The sequence below is a fragment of the Bradyrhizobium sp. SZCCHNR1002 genome (genome assembly GCF_032381435.1).
In the GTDB taxonomy this organism is placed as follows: domain Bacteria; phylum Pseudomonadota; class Alphaproteobacteria; order Rhizobiales; family Xanthobacteraceae; genus Bradyrhizobium; species Bradyrhizobium aeschynomenes.
The window spans coordinates 252,802-278,201 of the sequence record NZ_JAUHIS010000007.1 but is presented as its reverse complement, the minus strand read 5'-3'; the positions used below and the strand labels follow the sequence as shown (position 1 = coordinate 278,201).

The following is a 25,400-nucleotide window of genomic DNA, read 5'->3' as shown; positions in this document are numbered from 1 at the left end:
CGGAACCCAGGCTCGACTGCCGGCTTTCATGAAGTGCGACATCACGCCCGTTCTTTGTCAATCGCGATTCGTCCACACGTGCATTCGCCCATGTTGCGCCTCTCGCGCGATCCGTCCCGTCAATCGGCGCTGTCTTGCCGTGTTGTGTGCAATATGGTGCAGCAGAACGCTGCTCTGCGCAGATTGAACACACGTTCGGAAAATGATCATTGCCCGCAGAGCCGATTTTGCGTTGCATGAGAGCGCTGGCAGGCCAGCGGGTGACATATCAGGCCCGCCCGACCAAGGAGACCGCATGACCGAAGCCGTGGTGGACGACATCCTCATCATGTTGCCGCCGCTGCTGCAGACGCTCGAAGCTCTGTCCTACGTCGCGCGCTATCTGAACCCGACGGATTTCGATCGCGTGATGGCCGACATCGGCGATCCCGAGCAGGCGCTGCAGACGGCGCGGGCCCATCTCACGTCGTGGCCGGCCGACTTCTCCCATATCCGTATCGCCTTCGACACCGCGGCCGACGCGGCGCTGATGTCATTTGCGGGACTGCGGGCGGTCCAGCGCGGCGAAGGCGATCTGGTCGACGTATTCAGGGCGTTGCGGCAGCTGCCCCGCGCGCTGGAAGCGCTGTTTCCACTCGCCGCGACCCTGCCGCCGCTCAGCGAATTCTTTCTCGATCCCGCGGTCGGGAACGACCAGGCGCTGCGTCAACTGCTCGCGGCGACCGCCGGCAAGGACGCCGTGTTTCACGACCACAACGAGATCGGTAACCGCGGCGGCTTCTCGCTCTACGTTCCCGAGTACTACACGGCCGACCGGGCCTGGCCGCTGGTCATGGCGCTGCATGGCGGCAGCGGCAACGGACGCGACTTCCTGTGGAGCTGGCTGCGCGCGGCACGCAGCATGGGCGCCATCCTGGTTGCGCCGACCGCAGTGGGACCGACCTGGGCCTTGATGGGGGAGGACGCCGATACGCCGAACCTCGTTCGCATCCTCGATCTCGTGCGCAGCCGTGTCGCCGTCGATCCCGCGCGCATGCTGCTGACGGGCATGAGCGACGGCGGCACCTTCTGCTACGTCAGCGGGCTGGAGCGCCATTCGCCGTTCACCCATCTCGCGCCGGTAGCTGCGACGTTCCATCCGCTGATGGCGCAGATTGCCGACCGGGATCGTTTGCGCGGATTGCCGATTCAGATCGTCCACGGCCGGCTGGACTGGATGTTCCCGGTCGAGATCGCGCGGCACACGCAGGATGCGCTGGCCAAGTCTGGCGCCCACATCGCCTATCGCGAGATCGACGATCTCAGCCATTGCTATCCGCGCGAGGTGAATGTCGATCTGTTGCGCTGGCTGATGAGCTGAAGCGGACCTGCTCAGCCTGCACATGACGGATGGGTAAGGTCGGCGACATAATCTCGACCGATTTTCTCCGCATTGATTGCAGTCTGGCCAAACAGCGGGGGCGCTGCTCAGGGCGGATGTGACGCCGCCGAAGGATCGCTCATGCCCTCGCCCGCCGCGCCTCCCTCCTCGGCCCGCCCCAGCGCCGTCCTGCTCGCGGATGGCGTCAGCCGCCTCGAGGTCACGCTCAAGCTGACCACGGCGATCCTGGCGCTCGCCGCCGGCGTCTACACCTATCTCGGCGTCCGCGAGCTGCTCAACGGCAGTGCCACCACGGTGTTCTTCGCAGCGGTGATCTATTCCGTCGCGGTCTCGGTCGGCATCTATGCCTTCTGGGTCTTCATGATGCAGTTCATGCCCCACGTGACCAGCGTGATGGGACGGCTGCTGATGGGCGGCTGCATGCTGCTGGGCTCGCTGATGATCGTCGCGATGTCGTCCTGGCTGAATGCCTCGGCGCTCGCCGGTGCCGCCGCGATCCAACAGCACCTGGCGATCACCGTACAGAACTACACCCGCGACCTCGACCGGGCCAACAGCCAGGCAATCGCGGCGCAGAGCCTGCTGCCCGACATCCAGCTCGCCTCCTCGCGCTTCGCCAAGCTGGCGGAGGCCGAACGCGCCGGCTCTCTTACCGGGACTTCCGGCTCGGGAACCGTCGTCCAACTGCTCAGTCAGATGTCGACGCAGCTCGATGGTCTCGGACAGCAGGTGCAGGAGTCCGGCAAGCGTGTCTCCGGGCTCTATGAGCAGGGCAGCAAGAGCCTCGCCAAGATGCGCGAGCTGATCTCCGACCGCGGTCCGATCACCACGCGGAGCGATGCCTTCGCCACCGAGTCGCTCAATTTGATGGGCATCATTGCCAATCTGCAGCAGACCTCGGTGGCTCCTGCTGTAAAGCGTGCCGCGACCTCGCTGTCCGCCGGCTTCATCGCGCCCGCCGCCGGCGGACGCAGCGGCGACCTGGCCGAGCGCCAGACCGCCGTGGTCGGCAAGGTCGAAGGCGCGATCGCGACGCAGGCGGGCTCGCTTGCCGACGCCGCCGACAAGATCCTGGCGCTGCCGCGCATCGAGCCGACGCGATTCCAGACGCTGTCGCCGGCAGAAGCGGTGCTGCGCTATGCCGGCGATTTCATCCCGAGCTGGGCGGGCGCGATCTCGATCGACCTAATGCCGGCCGTGCTGGTGCTGATTCTCTGCGTCGTGCATGCCGCGATCCGCCGCGAGGGCCTGCCCGCCGCGAGCGCGTCCAGCCTCACCGCCAGTGATCTCGTCACGGCCCTGCAGATCGCCCGCGAGGTCGAAGATGCGCGGCGCTCAGCCGAAGCGCGGCCTGCTGCTACGCCGCGCGAAGTCCCTGCCGAGCCACCCATTGAGCCGCAACCGGCGCACGCATCAGGAGCTGTTGCAGACGAGAACGTCACCTCGCTGTCGTCGGCTCGAATCGGGAAGTAGCTCGTGGCTTCGGCTGTCAATCGACGTCTCCAAGCCTGGCTCGCCGACAATCCCGACGAGAGCCTGCTGCGCTGGACGTTCCGCGTCGTCCTTGCCGTGACCGTCGCGGTCCTTGCGGCCGACCTCGTCGAACTGAATGAGCCGCGTGTCACGTCCGACACCGCCTCGCCCCCGTTCGACGTGCATCGGGAGCATGCCGACGGGCCGGCCGAGGCTCCTGCCGTGCTGGCACCGCTGCTGAAGCGGCTGATGCCGCTGCCCAAGAGCGATCCCGCGCTCGAGCGGCCGCTCAGCCTCGAACTGCGCGGCGGCGGCCGGCTCTATGCGACAGGCACGATCACGCCGGGCAGCGCGCGGACTTTCGCGGAAGAGGTCGATCGGCACGGCGAATACATCAAGACCGTCGTACTGAACTCCCCCGGCGGCTCGGTCGCCGACGCGCTCGCGATGGGCCGGCTGATCCGGGCGCGGAAATTCGCCACCGAGGTCGAGGCCGGCAAGCATTGCGCCTCGTCGTGCCCGCTGGTGTTCGCCGGCGGCACCGAGCGACGCGCCGGCGAGCGCGCGATGATCGGCGTGCATCAGATCGCCGCGGTAAGGTCCGCCAATGCTGCCCGCTCGGACGACGACATGAGTCTCGCACAGAACGTCTCCGCGCGCTGCCAGCGGCACCTTGCGGACATGGGTGTCGATCTCAAGGTCTGGATGCATGCAATGGAGACGCCGCATGACCAGCTGTTCACCTTCAAGCCCGACGAGCTCAAAGCGCTCAATCTGGTCACGTCGGCGCCGGAATCGCGTCCTGAAAAACCACGCACTTAGTTTGTCTGGTCCCGCTTGAACCTTCCGCTGCGACGGCGGAACCAAGCTACGGCGGCGGCGTTGTCGGCCGTCACACTGGAGAACATGATCATGCGGACATTCGTGGGAATGATCCTTGGTGCGCTCATTCTGGGATTTGGCGTCTACATCCACGATTCGATGCAGACCTCCGAGGTCGCCAATGGCCCGACAGCGCAGACGCGCCGGACCATCGTCAACTGGGACGTCGCCGCGGACAGCTGGAATTCGCTCAAGACCCGCGCGCACGACGATTGGGTTCGCATCTCGTCCAAGTAAGTCGTCCACGTAGGCGCAGCATTGCTGAAGTGAAGGCGCCTCGGCCGATGCCGGGGCGCCTTTTCCATGTGCGCCTATTTGGTGGCCATCGCCTTGCGCGCGTCGGCGATCACCTGCTCGAACTGCGGCATCGTGAGCACGCCGGGGACCCTGAACTTGCCGACGATGAAGGACGGGGTGCCGCGGAAGCGCAGCCCGCGCGCCTGGCTGTCGTTGCGCGCCAGCATCGCGCCGATCGCCTTGGCATTGGTCGCGAGATCCCGCCTGGCACGATCGACGTCGATGCCGGCTTCCGACAGCAGCTCCTCGATGCGCGGCTCGGTGAGCTTCGAGCTGACACCGATCAACGCATCATGCGCCCGCGCGTATTTGTCCTGGTACTTGCAGGCCAGCGCCATGCGCGCGGCCACCACCGACACGGGGCCGAGGATCGGCCACTCCTTCAGCACCCAGCGCACCTTGCCGTCGTCGTGGACGATCTGCTGCAGCTCGGGATCGAGCTTGCGGCAATACGGACAATTGTAGTCGAACCATTCGACGATCGCGATGTCGCCCTGCGGGTTGCCGAGCACCGGCGCATCCGGATCACGCAGCACCGCGGCCTCGTCGGGCTCATCGGCCTCTTCGGCATGGCCGGCGCGCGGCCACAGGGAAACGGCGGCGCCGGCGGCAAGAAGGCCAAGAAGCCCGCGCCGGCCGGCATCGACCGTGGTCGTGTCCGATGTGCTGCGTGTCATGACGATCAGCTCCAGATGTGCAGCAGGCTGCGCGCCAGCATGTACAGCGCGACCGCCGCAATCACCGCCGAAAACACCATGTTCAATGCGCCGCGCCGCTCTGAGAGATGGCGCGCCAGGCGCGTGCCGGCAAGTCCCCCGGCGATCCCGCCTGCGATGAACAATCCCGCAAGATCCCACGCCACGAGCCCGGACCAGGCGTAGCTCGCAGCCGTGGTCAGTCCGAACGTGGTCACGGCGACGAGCGACGAGCTCACCGCATTCATGATCGGCATGCCCGTCGCGGCCATCAGCGCCGGCACGATCAGAAAGCCGCCGCCGATGCCAAAGAAGCCGGACAGCGTGCCGGTCGCGAGACCGAAGCCGACGATCGCCGGCAGGTTGGCCATGCTCATCTTGACGTCGGGAATGCCGACGCGCGCCCTCGTCTTCAGCATCAGCATCGCGATGACCATCATGACCAGCGCGAACAGCGCCAGCAGCTTCTGGCCGTCGACCATCTTGCCGAGCAGCGAGCCCACGAAGGCGCCGACGATGCCGGCGGCCGCGAACAGCGCCGCGACGGGCCAGATCACGGTGCCGCCGCGCGCGTGATTGACGAGATTGAGGGCGGCATTGGTGGCCACCGCAATCGCGCTCGATCCGATCGCAATGTGCGGCTCCGGCACGCCGACGACATAGACCATCAGCGGCACCGCCAGCACCGATCCGCCGCCGCCGACGAGGCCGAGCGAGAAGCCGACCATCGCGCCGCTGAGCACGCCGAGGATGCTTTGAGTGGCAGACATCATGGCGGGGACAAGGTCATTTCCCGAACATGAACGCAAGCCCCAAGATCACCGGAGCCGCAATGTCGCCGCGGCCGGCGCCAGTTGCGAGGAGAGCGGCAGCCGGACGCATCGCGCGCCCGGCCGCCGACGGACATCATCGCCAGCCCCGCTCAGGCCGCGCCCTTCAGCTTCTTGGTGCATTCGCTGAAGTAGCCGCCGCCCTTCTGGATCCACTTCATGCCGCCATTGGCGTTGGTCGCCTTGTTGGCATTGTACTGATCGACACAGGTGTGCATGCGGGCCTTGCCGGCGGTCTCCTTGGCGTATTTCGGATCCACGGCATTGGGGAACACGGCGGGACCGCTGGGCGCGGGAGCCGCCTCCTTCGCTGCGGACTTCGTCTCCTTCGCCGGCTTGGCCTCGGCGGCAGGCGCGGCTGGAGCCGCCGCGGCCGGGGCGGCGTCGCTGCCACACTGCGCCTTGCGGAAGTCGTTCCACTTCTGGCCGCCCAGCGTGCCGGCCTCCTTCGCCTGCTTGTATTTGGCGCTGCATTCCTGCGCGGTCAGCGCGTGGGCCGGCGCGGCGGCGAAGGCCGTGAGGCCGACCACGGCCAGCGCGGCCAGTGACGAACCAACCAGTGACGAACCAACCAATGATTTTGCCTGAAAACTCATCCCAGATCTCCCCGTGGAGCATGTTGAATGGGACGGTAATTCTAGCGAGGCGCCTGCGGCCGACAAAGCAGGCCGGAGCGTGGCTGCGCGAAAATATAATTTGCCTCGCGCGACGATCCGGCTCATTCCATTCACTCCGGGTTCAGCATGGCCGGACGTCGCGCCATGCCTTTCGTTCGAGGATTTCTGCATGACTTTCACTGCCCGGGCGGCTGCCGCGGCCGTCGCGACTGCCATCCTGCTGGCCGCGGGCCCGGCCTCGTCGCAACCCGGATTGACACTGCCGTCCCGCCCCGATGCCGCCACCGACAAGTTCGCCACCATGGACAAGACGGCGCGGCGGGCGATTTCCGTCGCCTGCTCCAAGGAGGCCGACGACCAGGGACTGAAGGGCAAGGCGCGCGGCAAATATCGCTCCGCCTGCAAGCGCGACAAGGCGGCGGCAGCTGCGGCCGCCGCGCCCGCGCCGACGCCGGCGCCGGAGAAGCCGAAATGATCGGCAGCGGCGGGCACCCGCACGCATGGCGCCTGCGCAATGCCGGGAATTGTTCGGAACGGCGGCTTTTGGCATAAGGCGCCGTGCGCCAGATCATCTCCTCCCTCCCCTTTGCTGCTCCGAACCGCGCCAAGACCCTGAGCGCGATCGAGACGCTCGCCCTCGGCACCGCCGGCGGTCTGATCTTCCTCGTCGCCCACCTGCCCGGCGGGCTGATCTCCGGGGCGATGATCGCCACCGCGATCGCCGCCATCGCCGGCCGGCCGCTGTCGATGCCGCCGATCCTCACCCAGACCGTGCTGCTGCTGCTCGGCATCTCGATCGGCGCGATCGTCTCGCGCGAGCTGATCACCCATGTCAGCGCCTATCCGGTGACGATCGCACTGCTGGCGCTGGCGACCTTCTGCTCGACCTTCGGCTCCAGCTTCTATCTGCAGCGCGTCCATGGCTGGGACCGCACCTCGGCGCTGCTCGCCGGCAGCCCCGGCGCGCTGTCGCAGATCACGATGCTCGCGGTCGAGCGCGGCGCCGACCTGCCGGCGATCGCGGTGGTGCAGACGCTGCGCGTGATCATCCTGACCGCGGCCCTGCCGCTGGTGCTGGCGCTGGCCGGGGTGGCGCCGGCCGAGCAGATCTCGCTCGGCCAGGCCGAGGCCTCGCCGCTCGGCCTGCTCGCCCTGCTGGTGGCCTCGCTGGTCGCGGCCATGCTGATGCAGCTGATCAAGTTTCCGGCGAGCTGGCTGTTCGGCGCGATGGTTGCCAGCGGCATTCTGCACGGCACCGACCTGGTCGAAGGCGGCCTGCCGGAATGGATGCGCGGCGTGGCGCTGATCGGCATCGGCGCCCTGATCGGCAGCCGCTTCGCGCGGATGCGGGTGAAGACCCTGGTCGGCCATCTCAGGGCTGCGCTCGGCTCGTTCGCGATCGCCGTCGCGATCTCCGCCGCCTTCGTCGCCGTCATCGTGCTGACGACGCATGTGCGCTTCTCCGACACCATCGTCGCCTTCGCGCCCGGCGCGATGGACGCGATGATGGCGCTGGCCCTGACGCTGCACATCGACCCGATCTTCGTCGGCGCCCATCACCTCTCGCGCTTCGTCTTCGTCACCATCGCCACCCCCGGCATCGTCCACCTGTTCGGCCGGCCGCAGGAGGATGTCGACGACTAAAGCGCGATGAGATCAGGATGAATCGTCATCGCGCTTTAGGTTGTTGTTTGCGCATGATCTTTTCGGAAAACCGCTGCGCACTTTTCCGGATCATGCTTTAGGTGGCGCTCGTCTTGCGCGTGACGCCCCAGGCCGCGACCGCGGCAATCAAGAGCGAGATCAGCACGCTGTAGCCGGCGAGCGACAGGCCGAGGAAGCGAAACTGCACCTCGTCGCAGCGCACGACGTGAACGCTGTCCAGCCGCTCCAGCAGGTTGCCGGCGCTGCCGAGATTGCCGATCGGCCCGGTGCATTCGGTCGGCCCCGGCCAGAAGCCCCATTCGACGCCGGAGTGGTAGACGCCGAGCCCGGCATTGCCGAGCGCCGCCAACGCGACCAGACCGAGGCCGGCGAGCACCAGCGCGCGCGGCGCGCCGGCCCTCACCGCGAGCGCCAGCATCAGCCCGAGCGGCACGATCGCGTAATAGGCCCAGCGCTGCTTCAGGCAGAGCTCGCAGGGCTGCAAGCCCCAGACCAGCTGCATGTACCAGGCACCCGCCAGCGCCGCCGCCGCGATGCCGGCCGCGAGCAGCGCCGCCGTCACCGTCGGGCTCATGGCCCCCGCCGCAGGGCGCGCCATCACAGAGGTATTGCTCATCGGTCCTCCCGAACGGGCTGCATCCGGTCCAACGCCGGGCCGCTCCGGCTCCTACTCCCGCCAGCGAAAGCTGTCGAGATGAGCCGCCATCACGTCCGTGCGGGTTGACCCTGCCCCGCCGCCCGCTATAGTCCGGCCGCTTCGCTTGGTTCCTGCACAGGGCCGCGGCGAATGCCCCTGTGGCGGAACTGGTAGACGCGCTCGACTCAAAATCGAGTTCCGCAAGGAGTGCTGGTTCGATTCCGGCCAGGGGCACCAAGGAATATCTTCCTAGAGACCGCTTTCGGTCATCGCAATCACCCCGCATGCCGGGCCACGATGGTGGCCGGCATACTGCCTATCGCGACGCAGCTTGTGCCCGTGCGGATCGGCGGACTGCTGCTGGGCGGTGGCGGCCGTCGATGGGCGGGGCAAAAGGGCCTCGTCGCCATGGCATGCGCTCGCCGAGAAGATGAGGCTGCGACCTTTCGGCTTAATCACGCGCTCGCACTTTTCGCTTCGAACATGGAATAGATGAATTGGCCGACATAGATGCCGAATGCGCTTTCCGTGACGCCAATCAATGTCTTGAAGGTGTCGAAGTCGGCGATTCCGACATTGTAGGCCCTCAGCGCGATCAGGCACAAAACAGCCGCCACAAACAATGCGGGGATGGCGCATGACACCAAGGCATAGACTGGATTGATTTTATTCTGGCCGTAACTCCTGTCGTCCTTGTGCTTGATTATGAAGGCGATGATCGCGCTAGTGTAGCCGGCAAACAGCGGGCCTATGATGCCGGCCGTCGTAGTCAATTCCTCAAACGAAAATCCGCCCGCAAATGTGAAGGCGACGAGCGCGATAAACACGGCGATATGGCTCGCGATCATGAACAGACCTACAGTGATTCTGTTTCGGTTCTCCGTCATGCCATTGCTCCGAGCTAGGGTGCTTGCCTGATCAGTGTTGCGAGCTGGCGGGCGAAGTCCTCCAAGGGGCGCGAATACTTCGGCTCCATGTCGCGGTCGTATCCTTGATCGGTCGAAGGCGGGTTGATGCCGGAACCGAGACTTCCATCGACTTGGATGCGGAGCCGGCGTCCCGCGGCAGCATTGGAAAGCGTGATCGTTATCTGAAGGCGCTCCCATTCACTGCTGCCGAGGATCACGACGCCGCGCATGCCGCGCGAGACCATTTCCAAATAGTCGCTGTCCTGTTCCACGAGCGTCACGCTGCCGCCGCGGCCGCTCAGATATGACCCGAGGGTGCGTTGAATGCTGCCGATGATGGCGCGATCCAACTCTATCTCGGTCGGCTTGACGAGTGCAGGGACGTTGCCAATTCTTTCTTCGTCTTCTTTCGACAGGGTGATCGGCGTGCTGCGCGACTTGCAAATGGACGTTTCCGGGCGGACGGAGCCTTCGGAATAGACGTGCCACCAGCAATCGCCGGAAAAACCGAGAACAATGTGGCGTCTTGGAACGCCGGAAAACATGCTGATCTTTCCGACAAGGGCTGTCCGGTAATCCATGCCCAATTGATCGTTGAGGGCCTCAGATATGGGTTCCCACTCGTCGTTTGTCTCATGAATCAAGAAGCCTACCTTGAGCTGAGGTTTGTTATTCACATCTTTTGACGCCATGTGGTCGAGGAGAGTGTTTAGTATGCCTTTGAAATCCCGATCGTAGGAATCAACTTGGAAATAACTGGCCAATTGATTTTCCTGAAGCCAGCCGAGAAGCGGGCCGGCCTCGGCCGGCAATATCAACGGGTTGAAGTCGTAGCGAAGGACGATGGTCGCGGCCGGCCGAGTTGAACTCCAGCAACGGAGATCGATTCGATAGGAGCCCTCGTGCGCGAAGTAGGTGTTGTTGAAATGCCCGCCGCCGGAACTGGAGCCCCTCTGTGATATTGCTTTGTTTCGGACGTCCTCGGTCTGAAAGTTGATGTTAGGTGCACAGTCGGAATCATCGATCTGGTGGCCTTCGAGAGTGATCCGACCCTTCTGTGGCAGTGTGACGGTAACCTGGATATTTGCACCCGCCGGAATAGCGACGTTCGTCGACGTCGATGGAGAAAGAGAAATCATCTGGGCGCCGGCATTCGACGGCGCTGAAAATGCCAGACCCCAGAAAATGGCAATCCAGAGAGGGACGAAGTGCGTCCGGCCGACAGGTAGCGATCCGATTTTTGGCATCTGCGCCCCCGGGAATTCCGACCACACGGTTAGGTTTTTTTGTTCTACTCTTCTCGCAAAGAGTGCGATATTTAGAGCTTCTCCGCAAGATGCCCTGGTGTTCAACGCGCTCTTTTTGACGGATCCGCCGAACGCGGTCGGCTAATCGCCAGCGCCCATGCGCCGTCAACGGTGCTCGCCGACCCGGCAGGTCGTGCTGAAAACCGCGATTGCCGCCGGCAGTGCCCGTTCACACTCCGAACGCCGACATCGTAAAGCAACGGCGAGGTAAACTTTTCGAGCGTCGTCAGCCTAGTCTAGCGTCTTCCGGATCGCCCCGGGGAATGCAGCTCAGGTCATCCGGCTTGGGCGATCTACTACATTGAGCTATGAGCCCCCTGTGGTTCGATACACGCGATTGATCGAGAGTATTCTTGAGATAACCCGTCGAGGATCACCTATAGAAAAAGAACTGAACCAGCCCTGACTTGGGACCAAAGATCGTGTGAGTAAGCCTGTGAGTACGCGTTCAATGGGCTGCTAAAGGGCCATATTTTGTAGCGTTATTGGTAGTTGCTCGATTCCGGCCAGGGCACCAACTCGGCTGTTCAGGCCCGTTCCAAATCGTCCGCAACCGTCCGCCCCCTGCTCGGGACCCCTTGAAAAATGGGCCTTTCCGCGCACATTCGTGTTCATCACGGTTTGTTCTCGTTCGATCCCAGCCACCCGACTTGTTGGTATTTTGTTGGTATCGTGTTGGTATCGGGAGAACAAACGTTCACGGCGACCCTCGCTATTCCGAACGAAGGATTGGAGCAGATGACCCGCAAGAATGGTAGCGCGTGCACAAAACCCACCCGGACTCTAAACGCTGCTGGATGAAACTTCGGTGGCAGGTCAAAGGCAGCAGGGTCTGGAATTAGGCGACGTGAAGCTGCTGACAGCGTCAACTTTTTGGGTTGGTGTGGTCGGAATCCCTCTCCAGCTGTTGTCCGCCTCACTATCGGCGCTTGCGATAGTCGCCACCCTACATGCGGCTGGCTACTCCGTCACACGGAGGAGCGCACTCCCGTTCGGACCATGTCTGGCTTTTGGGCTGCTCGTCAGCCTTGCTGCGCAGGAAAGTGGATGGCTTGTTTGAGTCGTATACATCCGGGCACCCGCAGGAGGATTCTGCCAGCCCTGGGCGCTTGAACCATCAAGCTTAGAACGCCGTCAGTTTCAGGGACAGAGCTGAAGGTCGATCGTGCCCGCCCTGCACAATCTGCACACCCGACGGATCAATCATCTTCACCTGCCAGCCCTGATAACGTCTCGTTTTCGGTGACCCATATGCCACCGCCGGTGCCGATGGAAGGCAGCAGGCTAATATACGGCGTCCGGCCTTCGTATCAGAACATCGACCTGAACTCGCTCACACGGCGATCGAGGGATGTCGCCAGCATGCCGGCATCCCGGCCTGCTCTCAATCGCGTGCCTCGGCGACGGCTTGGGCCATGCTGTGGACTGATTTGGCCTTGCGAACCCGTTCCTCCAAGCGAGCTGCGTCCTCCTGATCCATCGACGACTCCTTGATCAACTTGATTACAAGGGCCTTGGCTTCCTCAAGGGTTAGGACCCGCGAATTGGACAATTGTAGCTGCACAACCAAAGGAATCGATAGGGTCAGCCACCCCAGCACCAGAAGCAGGACATAAGAGAATATCGGAGCGCCGAGAGTACGTGGGCCGGCGAATCCGACAGGCACCACCTCTTCGATCTCCGACAACTCCAATGATGAACTCAGAAGCCGAGCGCCCCGCAGCCTGCGCACCACCAACTCCCCCAGCGAGATGACACATTGTCTCGGCCTGGTCTCAATGATCCGCTCAAGCCTTGGGCCTCGCAGCCCTTCCCGTAAAATGAGCAACCCCGCCGGAGTCATTGGCACCCACATTGTCCTCCACCTAGACCCGAGATTCCGCCACCGACGCCTACGCCCTGAGCCCAGCCAGGGGCCCCGACGATCGTGCGCAACACTGGATTACGCGCATGCAGGAAGTTGTGCCACTCCTTGCTAGGCATCGGATTCAGGTTCCAGGGCTGATTCTTGATCCAATTCGGCACCATTCTGCCAACTGTACTTCTCTGCTCGATGAGCCAATGGTGCACTTCTTGACCTCTCTCGAGATCCCAGACATGCTTCCCGAGCCAACTCCTTGTCACCTTCCAGGCGTTAGATCCTGTTTTCCACATAAACGCTCCATCAGCCACACCACCAGTCAAGGCTCCTGCAATCGTCGCAATCCCTACGTCCGTCCAGTTGACGCACTCAATCCGGCCACCGTTCTCAACAAGTTGGAAAATCAAATCGAGCCCGCCAAAGAACGCCGCGCCAGCGAGGCCAAACTCGCCGGAGGGATCAACGTTGTGGACAGGATTTCCACCCGCGTAGAGGTAAAGGCTGGGGCCATCCACGAGCGCGAGCGGATCGGCCTGGGTGTATCTGCCGATCGACGCATCGTAGTGACGGTGCCAGTTGTAGTGCAATCCTGACTCAACGAGGAAATATTGGCCAGGAAAGCGCAGGTTGATGCTCGCGGTTCCCGTGATTGATCGTACTTCACCATAGGGCCAGTACCACGCATCCCAAGCCACATTCTGGTTCACGTCTGTCATCTTGCTCGGGCGGTCAAGGTGGTCGGGGTGGACGTAGAACTGCCTGGGCTCCGCGGTGTCGAGATCTGAAAACAGCGCCAGCGGCATGTCGTCCAGCCAAACATATTCCCGCTGTGTCGTTCCCACCACGTTTGCTTCCGCCAGCAGGCGACCGGACCTGTCGTAGATGTAGTGTGTCGTCGCGGATGGCATCATGTTTTGCGTGTCGCGCACCGCCATCCGGTCCAGTCCATCATATGCATAACTGGCAGTCGGCGTCGAGCCGATCGATAGCCAGTCGAGCCGGTTGCGATTATTGTAGTGGTAGTTGTATGTCGTTGTGCCCCTGATATCGGTCACGATGTTGCCGGCGCCGTCGTTCGTGACGCTGCGCAGCGTGCTCGGCCCCTCCGTGGTGCCGACATAAAGATTGCTGTTATAGGGATATCCCAGAACTCTGGTCGTCGTTGTGCTGTCAACCGTGAAAACGTCGCCAGTTCGATTGCCGACTGCATCCTGCCAATAGGTTTGCGTTCCCCAGTCGCCGTAGACGTTTTGCAGGCGATGACTCGGCGTGAAGACATAATTGTCCGTCCGAGGGGTGATATTGTTGTCCCACACGTTCGTAATATCGAAATCGTTGTACCAGTACGTGTATGCGCGATTGATGATCGAGTTCGCGCCCTGTTCGACGACCAGCGTACTAAGATTATAGTCCTGCGTGAATGTCTTCCAAAGGACCAGCCCGTTACCATACGAAAGCGATTGAAGCGGCCCAAACGATTGATAGGTAACCCACTTTGCCAAAAGAGATTCGACGCTCGTCGCGTCCGCCTGCTGCGTAACAGTCGTGATACGCCCGGCCGCGCCACGATAGTAGTTGACGATGCGGCCCGAAGGATAGGTAACCTTGGTGACATGACCGTCGAGATCGTAGTCGTAGCCGACGACATAGACGAGCCCTGCGGTCGTCTTCTTCTCTTGGATGACCTGGCCAAGCGCGTTGTAGTTCCATTCGATGGAACCGGAGGCGTCGTCTATCCGTGTCAACCGGCCGATGCCCCGATTGCCGCCCCCAGTGGAGTCCCAGGTGTATGTGATGTTCTCACCCGGCGAGGCCGGAAATTGCTTCGTCAAAAGCCGCCCAGCGAGGTCATAGGTCATATTGGTAACAATCCCGCGCCCATCCGTCATCTGGGTCGGCTTGCCTAATTCGTTGTAGACGTAGATCGTCGTGCCCGTATCAGGGCTGGTGCGCTGGACCACATCGCCAAAGCCATTTCTAACAAGGCCTGTGTTAAGCGAACGCGGGTCGCTATAGTTGGTGATATCGTCCCGCCCGTTGAATTGCACCGTTTCGGCGTTGGATTCCTCATCAGTCGTCTTGATCACTCGGTTCAACGCGTCGAAGCTCCAGCCGAAGATATTCGACCGAGGATCGGTGACTGAAATCCGATTGTCGGTTCTATCGTACGCATGCGTCCATGTCTGGTTCGATGCTCCGACGAACTTGAGCAGCCGGCCAAACTGATCGAATACAGCTGTCTGCGAAAATTGCACGGTACCGCTCGGATCCCTGATCTGACGACCGGTGACGTTGCCCATGCTGTCCCGAGAGTAGACGATCGTCGCCCCTGTGTCGTCCTGCACTTGCGTAAGACGGCGGGCGCCATCATAGGAAAGCTTGAAGTACGCGCCGCTCGGACGCGTAATTTGGGTAATCTGCCCCACGCTATCATAGACAATGCTGGTGGTCGCTGAAAAGCCCGACGGATCGATCGTTATGCTCGTAGGCCTGCCGTAGCCATCATAGCGCAACGCATAGATCACACCGTTTGGGTCCGCAATGGTGGTGGGTTGGCCTCGATCATTCCAAGCCGAGACTGTGGTTACGAGTCCTAACTCGTCGGTAATCGATTGGATGAAGCCGATCGCGTTATAGGTGAAGCTCACCGTCTGATTCGCCAACGGGCCCGACACGCCTGAAAGCAGCCCATTGGCGCCGTAGGTATATGTGAGCGTTCGTGTCTGCCCCGTTGTTGAATATGGAACGGACGTTGTTGTCGTGTCGGTCTGCGTTAAGGACGTGAGTTGTCCGGAGTCGCTCCAGATGAACGAGCTGGTAAGTCCGGGCTCGACGATTTGGGTTGGTACGCGCCATTTGGCATTCCAGGCATAGGTCGTCGTGCTCGCACTTGACGAGCCCGAACCGCGAGTTACCGAAATCGGAAGGCCCGTCGATGGATCATTGACATAGGCAGTCACGCGTCCCTCGGCATCCGCCACTCCCGACAGGAATTGGTTCGAGTCATAGGAATAGCTTGTTGTTGCAGTCGGGAGAAAACTTGCCGCCTGTCTCTGGCGTTGAATCAGCAGCAGATTGGTTCCAGCTCCAAACGATGCGCCTGGGACATTGGCAGAGGAAGCGATCGCGTACGTCGCCACTTCGGTCGCGCCGAGTGGATTTGTTATCGTTGTTGCAATCGTCTGGGCGCTATAACCAGCGGCGGAACTAAAGTGGAGGCTCGCGGGAGAGTAGCTGAGAGCGGTCTGCCCCACGTTTCCCGCCAGGTTATTGGACACAACGCGAGACGATGAATCCATGCTCCAAGTCGAGTAGATCACACCACGGGAATCGGTGTAACTCGAAAGAATCATCCTGTTTGGATCGTTTGGGGAATTGACATACGAATAGGACGTTGTCTCATTCGTCGCAGCGAGGGTCACGCTGCCGAGAGATCCCGTTGCCTGTGCCGCAGCGGCCGGATCGCCGATCGGGCGAATCTGTGAATAGATCTGCGAGTAGATCGCAGCCTGGGCCGGGTTTGCAGCATAAGTGTAGCTTGCCACAATCGATCCGCCGGCGATCAGCGCCGTCATGTGCCCATAACCGTCATACTGAAAAGCGATGCTTCGGCCCAGGCTGTCGCTCACCGACGCCAAGTGCGTCGTCGCGGCGTCATAGTTTAGGGTCTGCGAATAACCTCCTGGATACTGAACGGCGACAAGGGAGCCGCGCCTTGCCGGACCTGTAAGACTGTTAGTGAAAACGTAGTGAATGCCATCCAGATCCGTCAGGGTAACCTGCGATCCGTCCGAGTTGATCGACACGGATTGACCGATGCCGCGCCCACCCGCCACAGACACCGCCTGGTCTGCTGCGTTCACATAGTAGAGTCCCGGAGCGTAATTACCCGAACCGGTCGAGTCGACAAAGAACAAGGTGTTGCCGCTGGGCAGCACGAAGTAGAGCGCGTGCGGATAGCGAGCTCCGGGGTAAGGATTGTACATCCGAGCATCGAAGTTGGAGCGCCACGCCCCAGTAACAGACTCCAAAATCGACTTCTGAAGCCAGATCGACGAAAGCCTTGGCTGATCGCTATTGGCGTAGTAGCGCTCAAATTTGAGCGGATACGGCCCGGCAGTCTGATAGTCGACATAGTGCTGAACTGGAAGTCCAGTTGCTGGATCTATTGGGTCTCCCACGCAAAAGCCGCACTTCGGATCGTCGCGATGCGGATGATCCGGTCTTATAGTCCCGCACCCCTCGCCCTGGATGTACAAGTATCCGGGATCGCAACCATCCCAGAATGCCGTTGCGTAACTCACGGAGAGGCTCGGCGCAATGGGACAATTCGGATGGGTATCATCGATAGCGTGGCAACTATAGTGCGCCTCGATCGTGGCGCCCGGACCGGACGCGCCCTGCAAGCAACCCGTGAAGTATTTGTAGTAAGTTGGATCCTGATTTGTCGGCCTGACGTACGTTTCGAACGATTGCTGCGCAAGCAAGCAACCATCCGTCCCCCTGATTACTTTGCCTACCCCATCCGACGCGTACCACACGTCGGCAGCCGCTGGCGCGCAACTTAGAGATATCGCAACCACCATGCGAACCAAGACAGTTGCGAGGGCAGTAGAGTAAATTGCTAGCCAACAGCAAATGGCGCCGACAAGCCGCTCCAAGGGCTCCATGAGCTTGGAGCGATAAGGCTCACGTCCGGCGACCGAACCCAAAGAGGTGCCTGCGAGGCGCAATTTCTCAAGGCGAACTGTTGCGCACGGATCTATAAACCACTTTAAGTTGCATAACGCATTTGCAGGCGAAATGATCGTCATCTTTGTCCCGAATTCTGCGAACAACTGCACAAACTAAGGTTGTTTAATTCCCCTGATACCGCAAGCGGGGCCCTGGAGATTTTTATAGCGTTATCCACACGGATTCATTGTTGAGCCGCATTGCTAGAAAAACTCGATGCTCGCCGATGGAATGCATCGCGAAAAAAGAGCTGCTGACGGAGAAGACTGGCCTGTTTACACCGCGTCGGCTTTTTCCGCATCGGTGCTTAGCATCCGTTTGCGAAACAACCTCTGCGAGAACTTAGGAGCATTGATGAATTCCATGCTGATCAAATCGCTTCGCCATCTCTGCAGCTTCTACGACGGATTCCACTGCATGGTCTAGTTGTGACAGCCCTACGACACACTGACCGTCAGAGCCGGCAGACAACAGCCGCCGCGCGCCGAACGAATGGACCACGACCAAGAATCGGTTCCGCGGATATGAACCGTCTGCGCCACAGCCATAACGTCCCTATCAGGGCGGTGCCGAGCTTACGTCATCTTCCAGCTGAGAAGGAAATAGGGATGTACCGGATTGTCCGTCATTCGAATAACAGCTCGATATCGAGAAACCTGGCCTGACTTTGCGACTTCGATACAGATCATGAAGGCACGACCGCGCAAGGATGACGTTGGCTCTTCGTTTGCGCCGAGCGGAAATGGAGGCGGGCGATCTGAGGCCGCCCCTTGCTTACTGATCATCTCGGGCATCGCCGCCAGAGCTTCAGGCGTGGCACGTCGTGGGTCAACGAACTGGCTTCCGGAATACACGGTCACGGCAGGTTCGATCCGCTGGAGGAGAGCAGGCGTCATGTCCATTACGAGAAGAAGCTCGTCGACGCTCTGAAACGGACCGTTGCGCGGCCGGTGGGGACTATTCGCCGCGCGATAGTCGAACTCCTTGGCGCCATTAAGATGCTTCAGTTCGCTCGCGGTTCGCCAGTCCACGATCTTGTCTGCAAGCCCATTTGCCGCATCGGCGTTTAGCCCCGCCGACCGCAGCAAACTGGCAAGCAAGGCAGGGTCGGCCTGGTTGATGTCGATCTTGCCGAGCTCGTCCTGGATCACGATCCGGATCTCGGCTTCGCCAAAGTGGAGCAGGTGAACCTCGCCTACACCTGGACGCAAGAGGCGATCAGATTTTTGATCAAACAATCCCGACACGGCGTAGTCCAGCGCCCCGTCTGCAGTCCCACTCAGAATCGCAAGTTCACAATCGTTGCGGGCGAGGCGGTATGACACCTCGCTGCCCCAGAGCAGCGACAGTGACATCGTTGTCAATAATCCTAGCATCCACAGGACCGCTATGACTGGCATTTCGGATCTCTGCGACTGCTATGGTCCGAAGATCGCTTGGCGGACGACGGTTTCGAGAAGACATGTAAGAGACCTAGCTCATATGAGAGCATCGAGAGGCCGAACCAAGCAGGAACGACCAATTCGCGCTCCTCCTCTACGAGCGGCTGTCTGCGGATTGGCCCTTGATCTTTCGTCTGTGCAAACAAGGCTATTCTACTCCGGCTCGAGGGGCCGCAGCGCGGCCTGTATTCTTCAATTCTTGGGGTAGAGCTGCAATTCGATCGCGCGCCCCGCCTGCTCGATCCGAACACCTGACGCGTCGATCGATGTCACCCGCCAGCCCTGAAACGTCTCGTTTTCGTTGATCCAGGAGCCTGCGCCCCCGCCAACCTTGCTGAGCAGATAGGCCTTGCTCGTGCCGCCGTTGATCATGACACCCCCGACCAGGAGGCCCGGGTCAGTGGCCACCGGGGGTGGAGCGGCCACTGGCATCGGTGGTGGCGGCGCGGGTGGGGGCGGAACGAACGGCTCGCGCGACTTCTGGAACACCGGCTGGGCCAGGATCTCGGCATATGTCTGCAGCGGCTGCCGTCCAGCCACGCCCGCCATGGTCCGGGGCACCGGCGCTTCCCACGCCGCGCGGCGGGCGCCGGGCGCTTCTCCGCCTCCGACCAACGTCGCGAGCCAGGCGCCGAGCACTAGATCGAGACCCGCCAGGAGCGCCAGAATGCCGGCCAGCGGCGTCACCCGCCATCGCACGAGGCTCCTCATTGCACGGCACCGTAGATGTCGAGCTGCGCCTGAAGCACTGGCTCCTCGGCCGTTCCCGGGCGCATCGCAGGCGCGCTCTTCAGCACCGCATTGGCAATGAACAAATATGGCCTCGCACTTTCGACCGCGTGGACCGCACGCATGACGGCGGGCAACGGCCCGGACAGATCGATCCGCGCGCCGCTGTACTTGATCTGATCGATGGTCCGGCCCGGCAGCGATTGAATCGCGCGGGACTGGGCGCCGGCATTGCCCATGATCGTCTTCAGCTTCGTCTGCAGGTCGGCGGCGATCACGTTCTCGTTCGCACCCGTCAGAAACTCCCCGTTCTGGAGCTGCGACTCGGTTTCGGAGGCAAGGCCCGCGATGGCCGATGCCTGGGCTGCGATCGCGCTCAACCGTGCCAGCAGCGCCTGCTGTTGCTGGATCCGCGCCTCCCGCTCGGCGAACATCGCCGCAATCGGCGCCACGAAGCCCCAGAACAACACCGCAAGCAGCGCGAGGTTGACGACGATGAACAGGCCGCGGCGTCCGAGCGCGTCCCTGCGCTTGGTCCATTCGCTCATGGCGCCACCTCCTTGATGGCATCGGGCACACGAATCCTGGCCTGCAATGAAAAGCGCTCCCGGTTCTCGATCGGATCCATCGCGACCGGCGACGTCAGGGCAGCGTCCACGAACAGTCTCGATCCACCCAGCGTGTTGATCAGGCTTGGCGCCGCGGCCGAGAATCCGGTCATCGCGACCCTTGCGCTCCGCGGGTTCGCTCCCTCCACGAGCCGCAATTCGGTCAGCCAGGAATGCTTCGGCAGAATGCGCGAGGCTTCATCCCAGACGTCGATCAATCCCGGCACTTCGCTGCGCTGCAGACGAAGGCGCGACAACGCCGTCCGCCGCTCCCGCAATTGATCCACCAGGACGCGAACGCGCTCGGCGCCCTTGCGGGCCACAACGATCTCGGCATCGAGCCGGTCCAGCGTGGCCTGTTGCCGGGCAAAGGTCAGGACCGCGATGCCGGACCCTAGAAGCACGGCGAGCGCGCCGAGCCCTGCGATCGCAACGGTGGAGGTCTTGCGGGCAGCCGCAGGACGCGCCAGTCGGATCGACGGCGAGTTTTGATCGTCGCCGAACACGACAAAGTCGATGTGTGCGACGGCAAGCCCGAGCTGATCTGCGGCCTGCTGCACGTGATGGCGCCGCGTCACCCATTGCCGAACCGCGATCCGACCGTCAGGCGATGTGGCGGTCAAGTGGTCGCAATAGATGTCCTCCGCCTTGAACGGCGTCCGGCGCAACAGGTCCTGCGGCACGATCGAATCGATCGCGCCCTTCGCCTCGGGTGGAAGCATGAGCTCGCGGCGGAAAACACTCTCTTCCGGCAGACGCAAGCCCAGATCCACGTCGCGCCGATCCAGACCATGACGCTGCAGGATAGATGCGATCGCCGCCATCACCTCACCTGCATGGGTCGTTTCACCAGCCTGCACTCCTGATCGGGGATCGTTCAACTGAAGCCGGATCCCCGTGTCGTCGCGATCGACCAGAAGTCTCGGCCGGCCGGCCGGGGCCAGCGCGGCCACGAACCGGTGCGGCAGCAGATCGACCGCTTCCCTGCACCACCAGGCGACCGCCGATTGCGCCCAGTCGCGTGTACCAGCCGCACGAACCGTGGCCAGCAACGCGCCTCTATCCCTGCTCTCATGCATCGCCCGTCCCGCCGCCCTATCCCATGCGCGTCGCGCGCAGAACTTCGTCGATCGTGGTCTCGCCGCGCCAGACCTTCCGGACTCCGCTCTCGTACATGCTCTGCATGCCCTGCTCGCGGGCGGCGCACTCGATCGCCGTGTCCGACGCCTTGGCCAGGATCAGACTCTGACATGCCTCGTCGACGACCAGCATCTCCGCGATGGTCGAACGTCCGGAGAAGCCGGCATTGCCGCAATCGGAGCAGCCTCGCGGCTGGCGAATGTCTGGCTGCCCCAACGCACGGAGTCCAGTCACGGACCGCTCGAAGCTCTCCGCCCAATAGCTCGCCTGCGGATGACCATGGGAACAACGGGAACAGAGCCTGCGTACCAGACGTTGCGCAATCACGCCCTTCAGTGTCGAGGCCAGCAGATAGTTCTCGACGCCGATGTCGATCAGGCGGGTGATCGCGGACGCCGCATCGTTGGTGTGCAGCGTCGACAGCACGAGGTGACCGGTCAGCGAGGCCTGGATGGCGATGCGCGCCGTCTCGAGATCGCGGATTTCGCCGATCATGATGATATCCGGATCCTGCCGGAGCATCGAGCGCAGCGCGTGGGGAAACGTCAACCCGATCTCCGACTGGACCTGGACCTGATTGATCCCCGGCATCTGATATTCGATCGGATCCTCCACCGAGAAGATCTTGCGCTCGGTGCTGTTGAGCGCCTTCAGCGCCGTATACAGCGTCGTGGTCTTGCCGCTGCCGGTCGGTCCGGTGACCAGGATGATGCCGTTGGGCTGCTGCAGCAGCGCCTGTAGCGTCGCGATATGCTCAGCGGAGAATCCTAGCTCGGCAAAATCCAGGCTGACGCGATTGCGGTCGAGCACGCGCAGCACGACGCTTTCGCCGAAGGCCGTGGGGATCGTGGAGACGCGGAAGTCGATGTCGATGCCACGGACTGCGATCTTGATGCGCCCGTCCTGCGGCAGGCGCCGCTCCGCAATGTCGAGCTTCGACATGATCTTCACGCGGGACGTGATCGCGGCACGCAGGTCCGCCGCGAGCACCTGGACCGAGCGCAAGGCGCCGTCGACGCGATAGCGGACGAGCACCTGGTCGACATTGGGCTCGATATGGATGTCCGACGCCCTCGCCTCGACGGCGTTGGTGATGATCTGGTTGACGAGGCGGATGATCGGCGCCTCGCTCGCAAGATCGCGCAGCCGCTGCACGTCGGCTTCGTTGGCCTCGGCGCCGCCGGTGGCGCGGGTCTCGTCGCTGCGCGACATGGCGGGATAGAGCCCCGCGCAGGCCTTGTCGAAATCGGCCGCCGTAAACAGCCGCATGTCGACCGAAAGGCCCGTGAGGAATGCAAGGGCCCGGATCGGATCGTGGTTGAACGGATCGGTCACGCCGACGGCAAGCCGGCCATCGCTGCAGCCGAGCGGCAGCACATGATTGTGACGCACGAACTCCGCTTCGACCAGTTCGGGCAACACGGGGTCGATCGGAATCTGATCCGGACGCACCAGATCGAGTGCCAGGAATTTGGACAACGCCGCGACCAGACCGGCCTCCGACACCAGACCGAGCTTGGTCAGCACGGTGTCGAGCCTGTCTCCGGTGGTTTGCGCCGCGCGTCCGGCACGGTCGAGGCTCATACGATCGACGATGCCTTCGGCCCGCAGGAAGTCGCCAAAACTCTGCAACAATGCGGTCCGGTCCATGTCGGGCATGGACCGGTGCAGCTGCGCGCGCGGCTGCTCGAGGTTTGCGGCGAAGGCGTCGGCCTGCTGCATCGCTGGCCCTGGGCGTCCCGTCATCGCGTCCCCCAGCTCAGCACCCAATAGGGCTGCTGCGGATTTTCCGTCAGGCGCACCGCGACCTCGCCTTCGACCACGCGCGACGCCTGGGAAAACTCGGTCCGGATCGTGAAGGCGCGCCCACGCAGCACCGTCATCGGGTTGCCTTCGGCAAGGCCGGACCTGGCACCGTCGCGCGCGGCCAGCGTCGCTTCGGCACTCTGCGCGGTCATGCCGGGCAGCGCGCGCAGCACCTCGCGCGGCGCCAATTGCGGGTCGACGAACTGCCGTCCCGAATGGACCGTGAGCGCCGGCGCGATCCGGGCGAAGATCGCCGGAGTCATGTCCATCACCAGGAGCAGCTCATCGACGCTCTGGAACGGACCGTTGCGGGGATGATAGGCGGCGTTGCGCGACGCGTAGTCCCGGTCCTTGGCGCCGTTCAGATGCTTCAGGGACGTTGCGGTTCGCCAGTCCACGATCTTTTCGGTCAGGTCAGCGGCGGCCCGCGCGTCCAGCCCTGCTGATAGCAGCAGGCTGTTCAGCATGGCCTCATCGGTCTGGTTGAGGTCGACCCGTCCGAGCTCGTCCTGAATTCGGATGCCGATCTGCGTGCCGTTGAAATCGAGCGTGTAGAGACGGCCGTCGGCGCGCCAGCGGTGGTCCGCCCGGGCATCGAGCAAACCGTCGATGGCAGCGTTCACGCCGGCCTCGACGAGCGCACCGAGAGCGGCCTGATCGATGCCATTGCGGGCAAGGCCATAGGACACGCTGCTCGACCATGACAGCGAGAGCGCAATCGCCGTCAGTAGCGCAAGCCCCCAGAGAACCGACAGCACCGGCATGTCGCCCCCTATCGCCCGCGACAGCGCATCGTGAGCGCGTCGTAGACGCAGGCCACATCGGCCTGCACCCGCGGCGCGATCACGAGCTCCGGCCAGTGACGGGCATCGCCGGGACGCATCAGGACCCGCAGCCGGATCAGACCGGGAGCCTCGCTCTGATCCTTCCAGCTCGTGCTCCAGGCGGCATTGGCGTCTCCCGTTGCTCTTGCCGCATAACTGAGCTCGATCCGATCGATGTCGGACACCAGCAGCGTCCGCTCGGTGTCCGGCTTCACCGCCAGTTCGGGTCGGGACTGCAGAACGAGATCGACCCCGTCACGCCTGCGGTCGGCGAACAGCTTGAAGCGGAAGCGGCCGGCCCCACCGGACACGGCCGGCGCATCGCTGAGGAACTCGAGGCTCTCGGCCTGCCCGTCGACGTCGATGCGCCGCTGCGCCGCGCCTTCGCCCAGCATCATCGGATAGAGATTGCCGATCAGCCGCCGCAGCACGTCCTGCGCTGCGAGCTCGCGCTGGAACGACTCCGCACGGGCGCTGCCGCTGCGCCAGGCCTGCACGCCGAACTTGACGCTGTCGAACAGCAGGACGGCGAGCAGACTGAACAGCGCCAGCGCAACGAGAACCTCGACCAGGGTGAAGCCGGCGTCGCGATCATCCATCCCGCTTGCTTTCGGCGACGTCATCGGTCTGGCTCACTGCGACCTGGAGACTCTAGGCCCGAGGCGAAGCGTCGAGAGCGCATAGGAGCGCGGGTCTTGCCCTTCCAGCCAGCCGATCTCGACCGAGACCTGGTACAGCTCGACCGGGCGTGCATCGCTGTTTGGCGTCGGCCGATAGGGCTGCATCGCGAGGCGCCACCGATAGCCGTTCGCCTCGGCGCCATCGCGCGTCTCGGTGCGCAGCGGAATCGAATTGCCGACCTGGGCCATGAGCGACTGCGCCAGCGCAACGGCACCAGCCACGCGTTCGGCCATGCCCGTTCGTGACAGTCCGGTTGAGAACAGGCTCATCACCAAAGCGAGGCCGACCGACAGCATGGCCAGTGCGACGATGACCTCGACCAGCGTGAAGCCGGCCTCGTCGTCGACAGGTGAGGCCATCACTGCTGCGACGCGCGTCATGGCTGCCAGCTCGTCACATTGGCATTGGCAGAGGTGTCATCCTCGCGCCCCTCGGGCCCGAGCGAGACGATGTCGTAGGCGCCGTGCTGCCCGGGAAATTTGTAGACATAGGGCCGGCCCCACGGATCGTTCGGCACCAGCGTGCCGCTGAGATAGGGGCCATTCCAGGTCGTCGCCGTGGCCGGCTTCTGCACCAGCGCGCCGAGCCCTTCGGCTGCGGTCGGGTAGCGGCCATTGTCGAGGTGATAGAGGTCGAGCGCCGAGGACAGGCTGCGGATCTGGATCCGCGCCGTCTTGAGCTTGGAATCGGAGAGATAGCTCAGCACGCGCGGGCCGACGAGACCCATGATCAGGCCGATGATGGTGATGACGACCAGCATCTCGACCAAGGTGAAGCCGGCCTCGCCATCGCGACCTCTGCGTAAACGAAGCCGGAATTGCCCGCGCCACGCGGCCACCCGCAGCTTCACGACATCACGACATTGCATCCATCCCAGCATGCT

23 protein-coding genes and 1 tRNA gene are annotated in these 25,400 nt (G+C 62.8%); 7 read left to right on the top strand and 17 right to left on the bottom strand.

Annotated features, from left to right (window positions below; translation table 11 throughout):
* Positions 1–295 precede the first annotated feature (295 nt).
* The 4 genes from QX108_RS28705 to QX108_RS28690 all read left to right on the top strand — a co-directional run bounded on the left by QX108_RS28705 (position 296) and on the right by QX108_RS28690 (position 3,973).
* Entirely contained in the window at positions 296–1,360 is a 1,065-nt protein-coding gene (locus tag QX108_RS28705) for a phospholipase (RefSeq protein WP_315783923.1), read from the top strand.
* A 141-nt stretch (positions 1,361–1,501) separates the two neighbouring features.
* Complete coding sequence (locus QX108_RS28700) at positions 1,502–2,854, top strand: hypothetical protein (RefSeq protein ID WP_315783921.1); 1,353 nt, start codon at positions 1,502–1,504, stop codon at positions 2,852–2,854.
* Between the two features lie 3 nt (positions 2,855–2,857).
* Positions 2,858–3,676: a hypothetical protein gene (locus QX108_RS28695; RefSeq protein WP_315722100.1), complete on the top strand. Its 819-nt coding sequence runs from the start codon at positions 2,858–2,860 to the stop codon at positions 3,674–3,676.
* Positions 3,677–3,766: 90 nt separating this feature from the next.
* Positions 3,767–3,973, top strand: coding sequence for a hypothetical protein (locus QX108_RS28690; RefSeq protein ID WP_172111383.1), 207 nt, complete (start codon positions 3,767–3,769; stop codon positions 3,971–3,973).
* A gap of 74 nt (positions 3,974–4,047) precedes the next feature.
* Here QX108_RS28690 and QX108_RS28685 read toward each other — a convergent pair whose 3' ends face one another.
* The 3 genes from QX108_RS28685 to QX108_RS28675 all read right to left on the bottom strand — a co-directional run bounded on the left by QX108_RS28685 (position 4,048) and on the right by QX108_RS28675 (position 6,154).
* Positions 4,048–4,710, bottom strand: a complete 663-nt coding sequence (locus QX108_RS28685; RefSeq protein ID WP_315783919.1) for a DsbA family protein — start codon at positions 4,708–4,710, stop codon at positions 4,048–4,050.
* Positions 4,711–4,715: 5 nt separating this feature from the next.
* Positions 4,716–5,501, bottom strand: coding sequence for a sulfite exporter TauE/SafE family protein (locus QX108_RS28680; protein WP_315722101.1), 786 nt, complete (start codon positions 5,499–5,501; stop codon positions 4,716–4,718).
* A gap of 149 nt (positions 5,502–5,650) precedes the next feature.
* On the bottom strand, positions 5,651–6,154 hold the full coding sequence (locus QX108_RS28675) for a hypothetical protein (protein WP_315722102.1): 504 nt from the start codon (positions 6,152–6,154) through the stop codon (positions 5,651–5,653).
* A gap of 190 nt (positions 6,155–6,344) precedes the next feature.
* Here QX108_RS28675 and QX108_RS28670 point away from each other — a divergent pair, with 190 nt between their 5' ends.
* Together QX108_RS28670 and QX108_RS28665 are read left to right on the top strand one after the other, a co-directional pair.
* Positions 6,345–6,650, top strand: coding sequence for a hypothetical protein (locus QX108_RS28670; RefSeq protein ID WP_315783917.1), 306 nt, complete (start codon positions 6,345–6,347; stop codon positions 6,648–6,650).
* A gap of 83 nt (positions 6,651–6,733) precedes the next feature.
* Positions 6,734–7,819: an AbrB family transcriptional regulator gene (locus QX108_RS28665; RefSeq protein ID WP_315722104.1), complete on the top strand. Its 1,086-nt coding sequence runs from the start codon at positions 6,734–6,736 to the stop codon at positions 7,817–7,819.
* 97 nt (positions 7,820–7,916) lie between these two features.
* Here QX108_RS28665 and QX108_RS28660 read toward each other — a convergent pair whose 3' ends face one another.
* On the bottom strand, positions 7,917–8,456 hold the full coding sequence (locus QX108_RS28660; protein WP_315783915.1) for a disulfide bond formation protein B: 540 nt from the start codon (positions 8,454–8,456) through the stop codon (positions 7,917–7,919).
* A gap of 173 nt (positions 8,457–8,629) precedes the next feature.
* On the opposite strand from QX108_RS28660, the gene QX108_RS28655 reads away from it, so the two are divergent.
* Positions 8,630–8,714: transfer RNA gene (locus tag QX108_RS28655), tRNA-Leu, on the top strand.
* 218 nt (positions 8,715–8,932) lie between these two features.
* Here QX108_RS28655 and QX108_RS28650 read toward each other — a convergent pair.
* The 13 genes from QX108_RS28650 to gspG form a co-directional block, all read right to left on the bottom strand.
* Positions 8,933–9,364: a hypothetical protein gene (locus QX108_RS28650; RefSeq protein ID WP_315722106.1), complete on the bottom strand. Its 432-nt coding sequence runs from the start codon at positions 9,362–9,364 to the stop codon at positions 8,933–8,935.
* 14 nt (positions 9,365–9,378) lie between these two features.
* Positions 9,379–10,632, bottom strand: a complete 1,254-nt coding sequence (locus tag QX108_RS28645; RefSeq protein WP_315783913.1) for a hypothetical protein — start codon at positions 10,630–10,632, stop codon at positions 9,379–9,381.
* A gap of 1,444 nt (positions 10,633–12,076) precedes the next feature.
* The gene (locus QX108_RS28640) at positions 12,077–12,424 is read right to left on the bottom strand and encodes a hypothetical protein (protein WP_315783911.1); all 348 of its coding nucleotides are present in this window, start codon (positions 12,422–12,424) and stop codon (positions 12,077–12,079) included.
* 107 nt (positions 12,425–12,531) lie between these two features.
* Entirely contained in the window at positions 12,532–17,367 is a 4,836-nt protein-coding gene (locus QX108_RS28635) for an RHS repeat-associated core domain-containing protein (protein ID WP_315783909.1), read from the bottom strand.
* A gap of 495 nt (positions 17,368–17,862) precedes the next feature.
* On the bottom strand, positions 17,863–18,642 hold the full coding sequence (locus QX108_RS28630) for a type II secretion system protein GspK (RefSeq protein WP_315783904.1): 780 nt from the start codon (positions 18,640–18,642) through the stop codon (positions 17,863–17,865).
* 279 nt (positions 18,643–18,921) lie between these two features.
* Positions 18,922–19,416, bottom strand: coding sequence for a hypothetical protein (locus tag QX108_RS28625; RefSeq protein ID WP_315799623.1), 495 nt, complete (start codon positions 19,414–19,416; stop codon positions 18,922–18,924).
* 20 nt (positions 19,417–19,436) lie between these two features.
* Complete coding sequence (gene gspM / locus QX108_RS28620; RefSeq protein ID WP_315783900.1) at positions 19,437–20,006, bottom strand: type II secretion system protein GspM; 570 nt, start codon at positions 20,004–20,006, stop codon at positions 19,437–19,439.
* Entirely contained in the window at positions 20,003–21,118 is a 1,116-nt protein-coding gene (locus QX108_RS28615) for a PilN domain-containing protein (protein WP_315783898.1), read from the bottom strand. Before QX108_RS28615 ends, gspM begins: the two co-directional genes overlap by 4 nt.
* Before the next feature lie 43 nt (positions 21,119–21,161).
* Positions 21,162–22,952 (bottom strand): GspE/PulE family protein, encoded by a 1,791-nt coding sequence (locus tag QX108_RS28610; protein ID WP_409998562.1) that lies wholly within the window; start codon positions 22,950–22,952, stop codon positions 21,162–21,164.
* A complete protein-coding gene (locus QX108_RS28605; protein WP_315799622.1) occupies positions 22,949–23,776 on the bottom strand; it encodes a type II secretion system protein GspK in 828 nt (275 codons plus the stop codon). The genes QX108_RS28610 and QX108_RS28605 overlap by 4 nt, the downstream gene beginning before the upstream one ends.
* A gap of 8 nt (positions 23,777–23,784) precedes the next feature.
* Positions 23,785–24,459, bottom strand: coding sequence for a prepilin-type N-terminal cleavage/methylation domain-containing protein (locus tag QX108_RS28600; RefSeq protein ID WP_315783894.1), 675 nt, complete (start codon positions 24,457–24,459; stop codon positions 23,785–23,787).
* A 9-nt stretch (positions 24,460–24,468) separates the two neighbouring features.
* Positions 24,469–24,897, bottom strand: a complete 429-nt coding sequence (locus tag QX108_RS28595; RefSeq protein ID WP_315783892.1) for a type II secretion system protein — start codon at positions 24,895–24,897, stop codon at positions 24,469–24,471.
* Entirely contained in the window at positions 24,894–25,397 is a 504-nt protein-coding gene (gene gspG, locus QX108_RS28590; RefSeq protein WP_315783890.1) for a type II secretion system major pseudopilin GspG, read from the bottom strand. The genes QX108_RS28595 and gspG overlap by 4 nt, the downstream gene beginning before the upstream one ends.
* Positions 25,398–25,400: the final 3 nt, after the last annotated feature.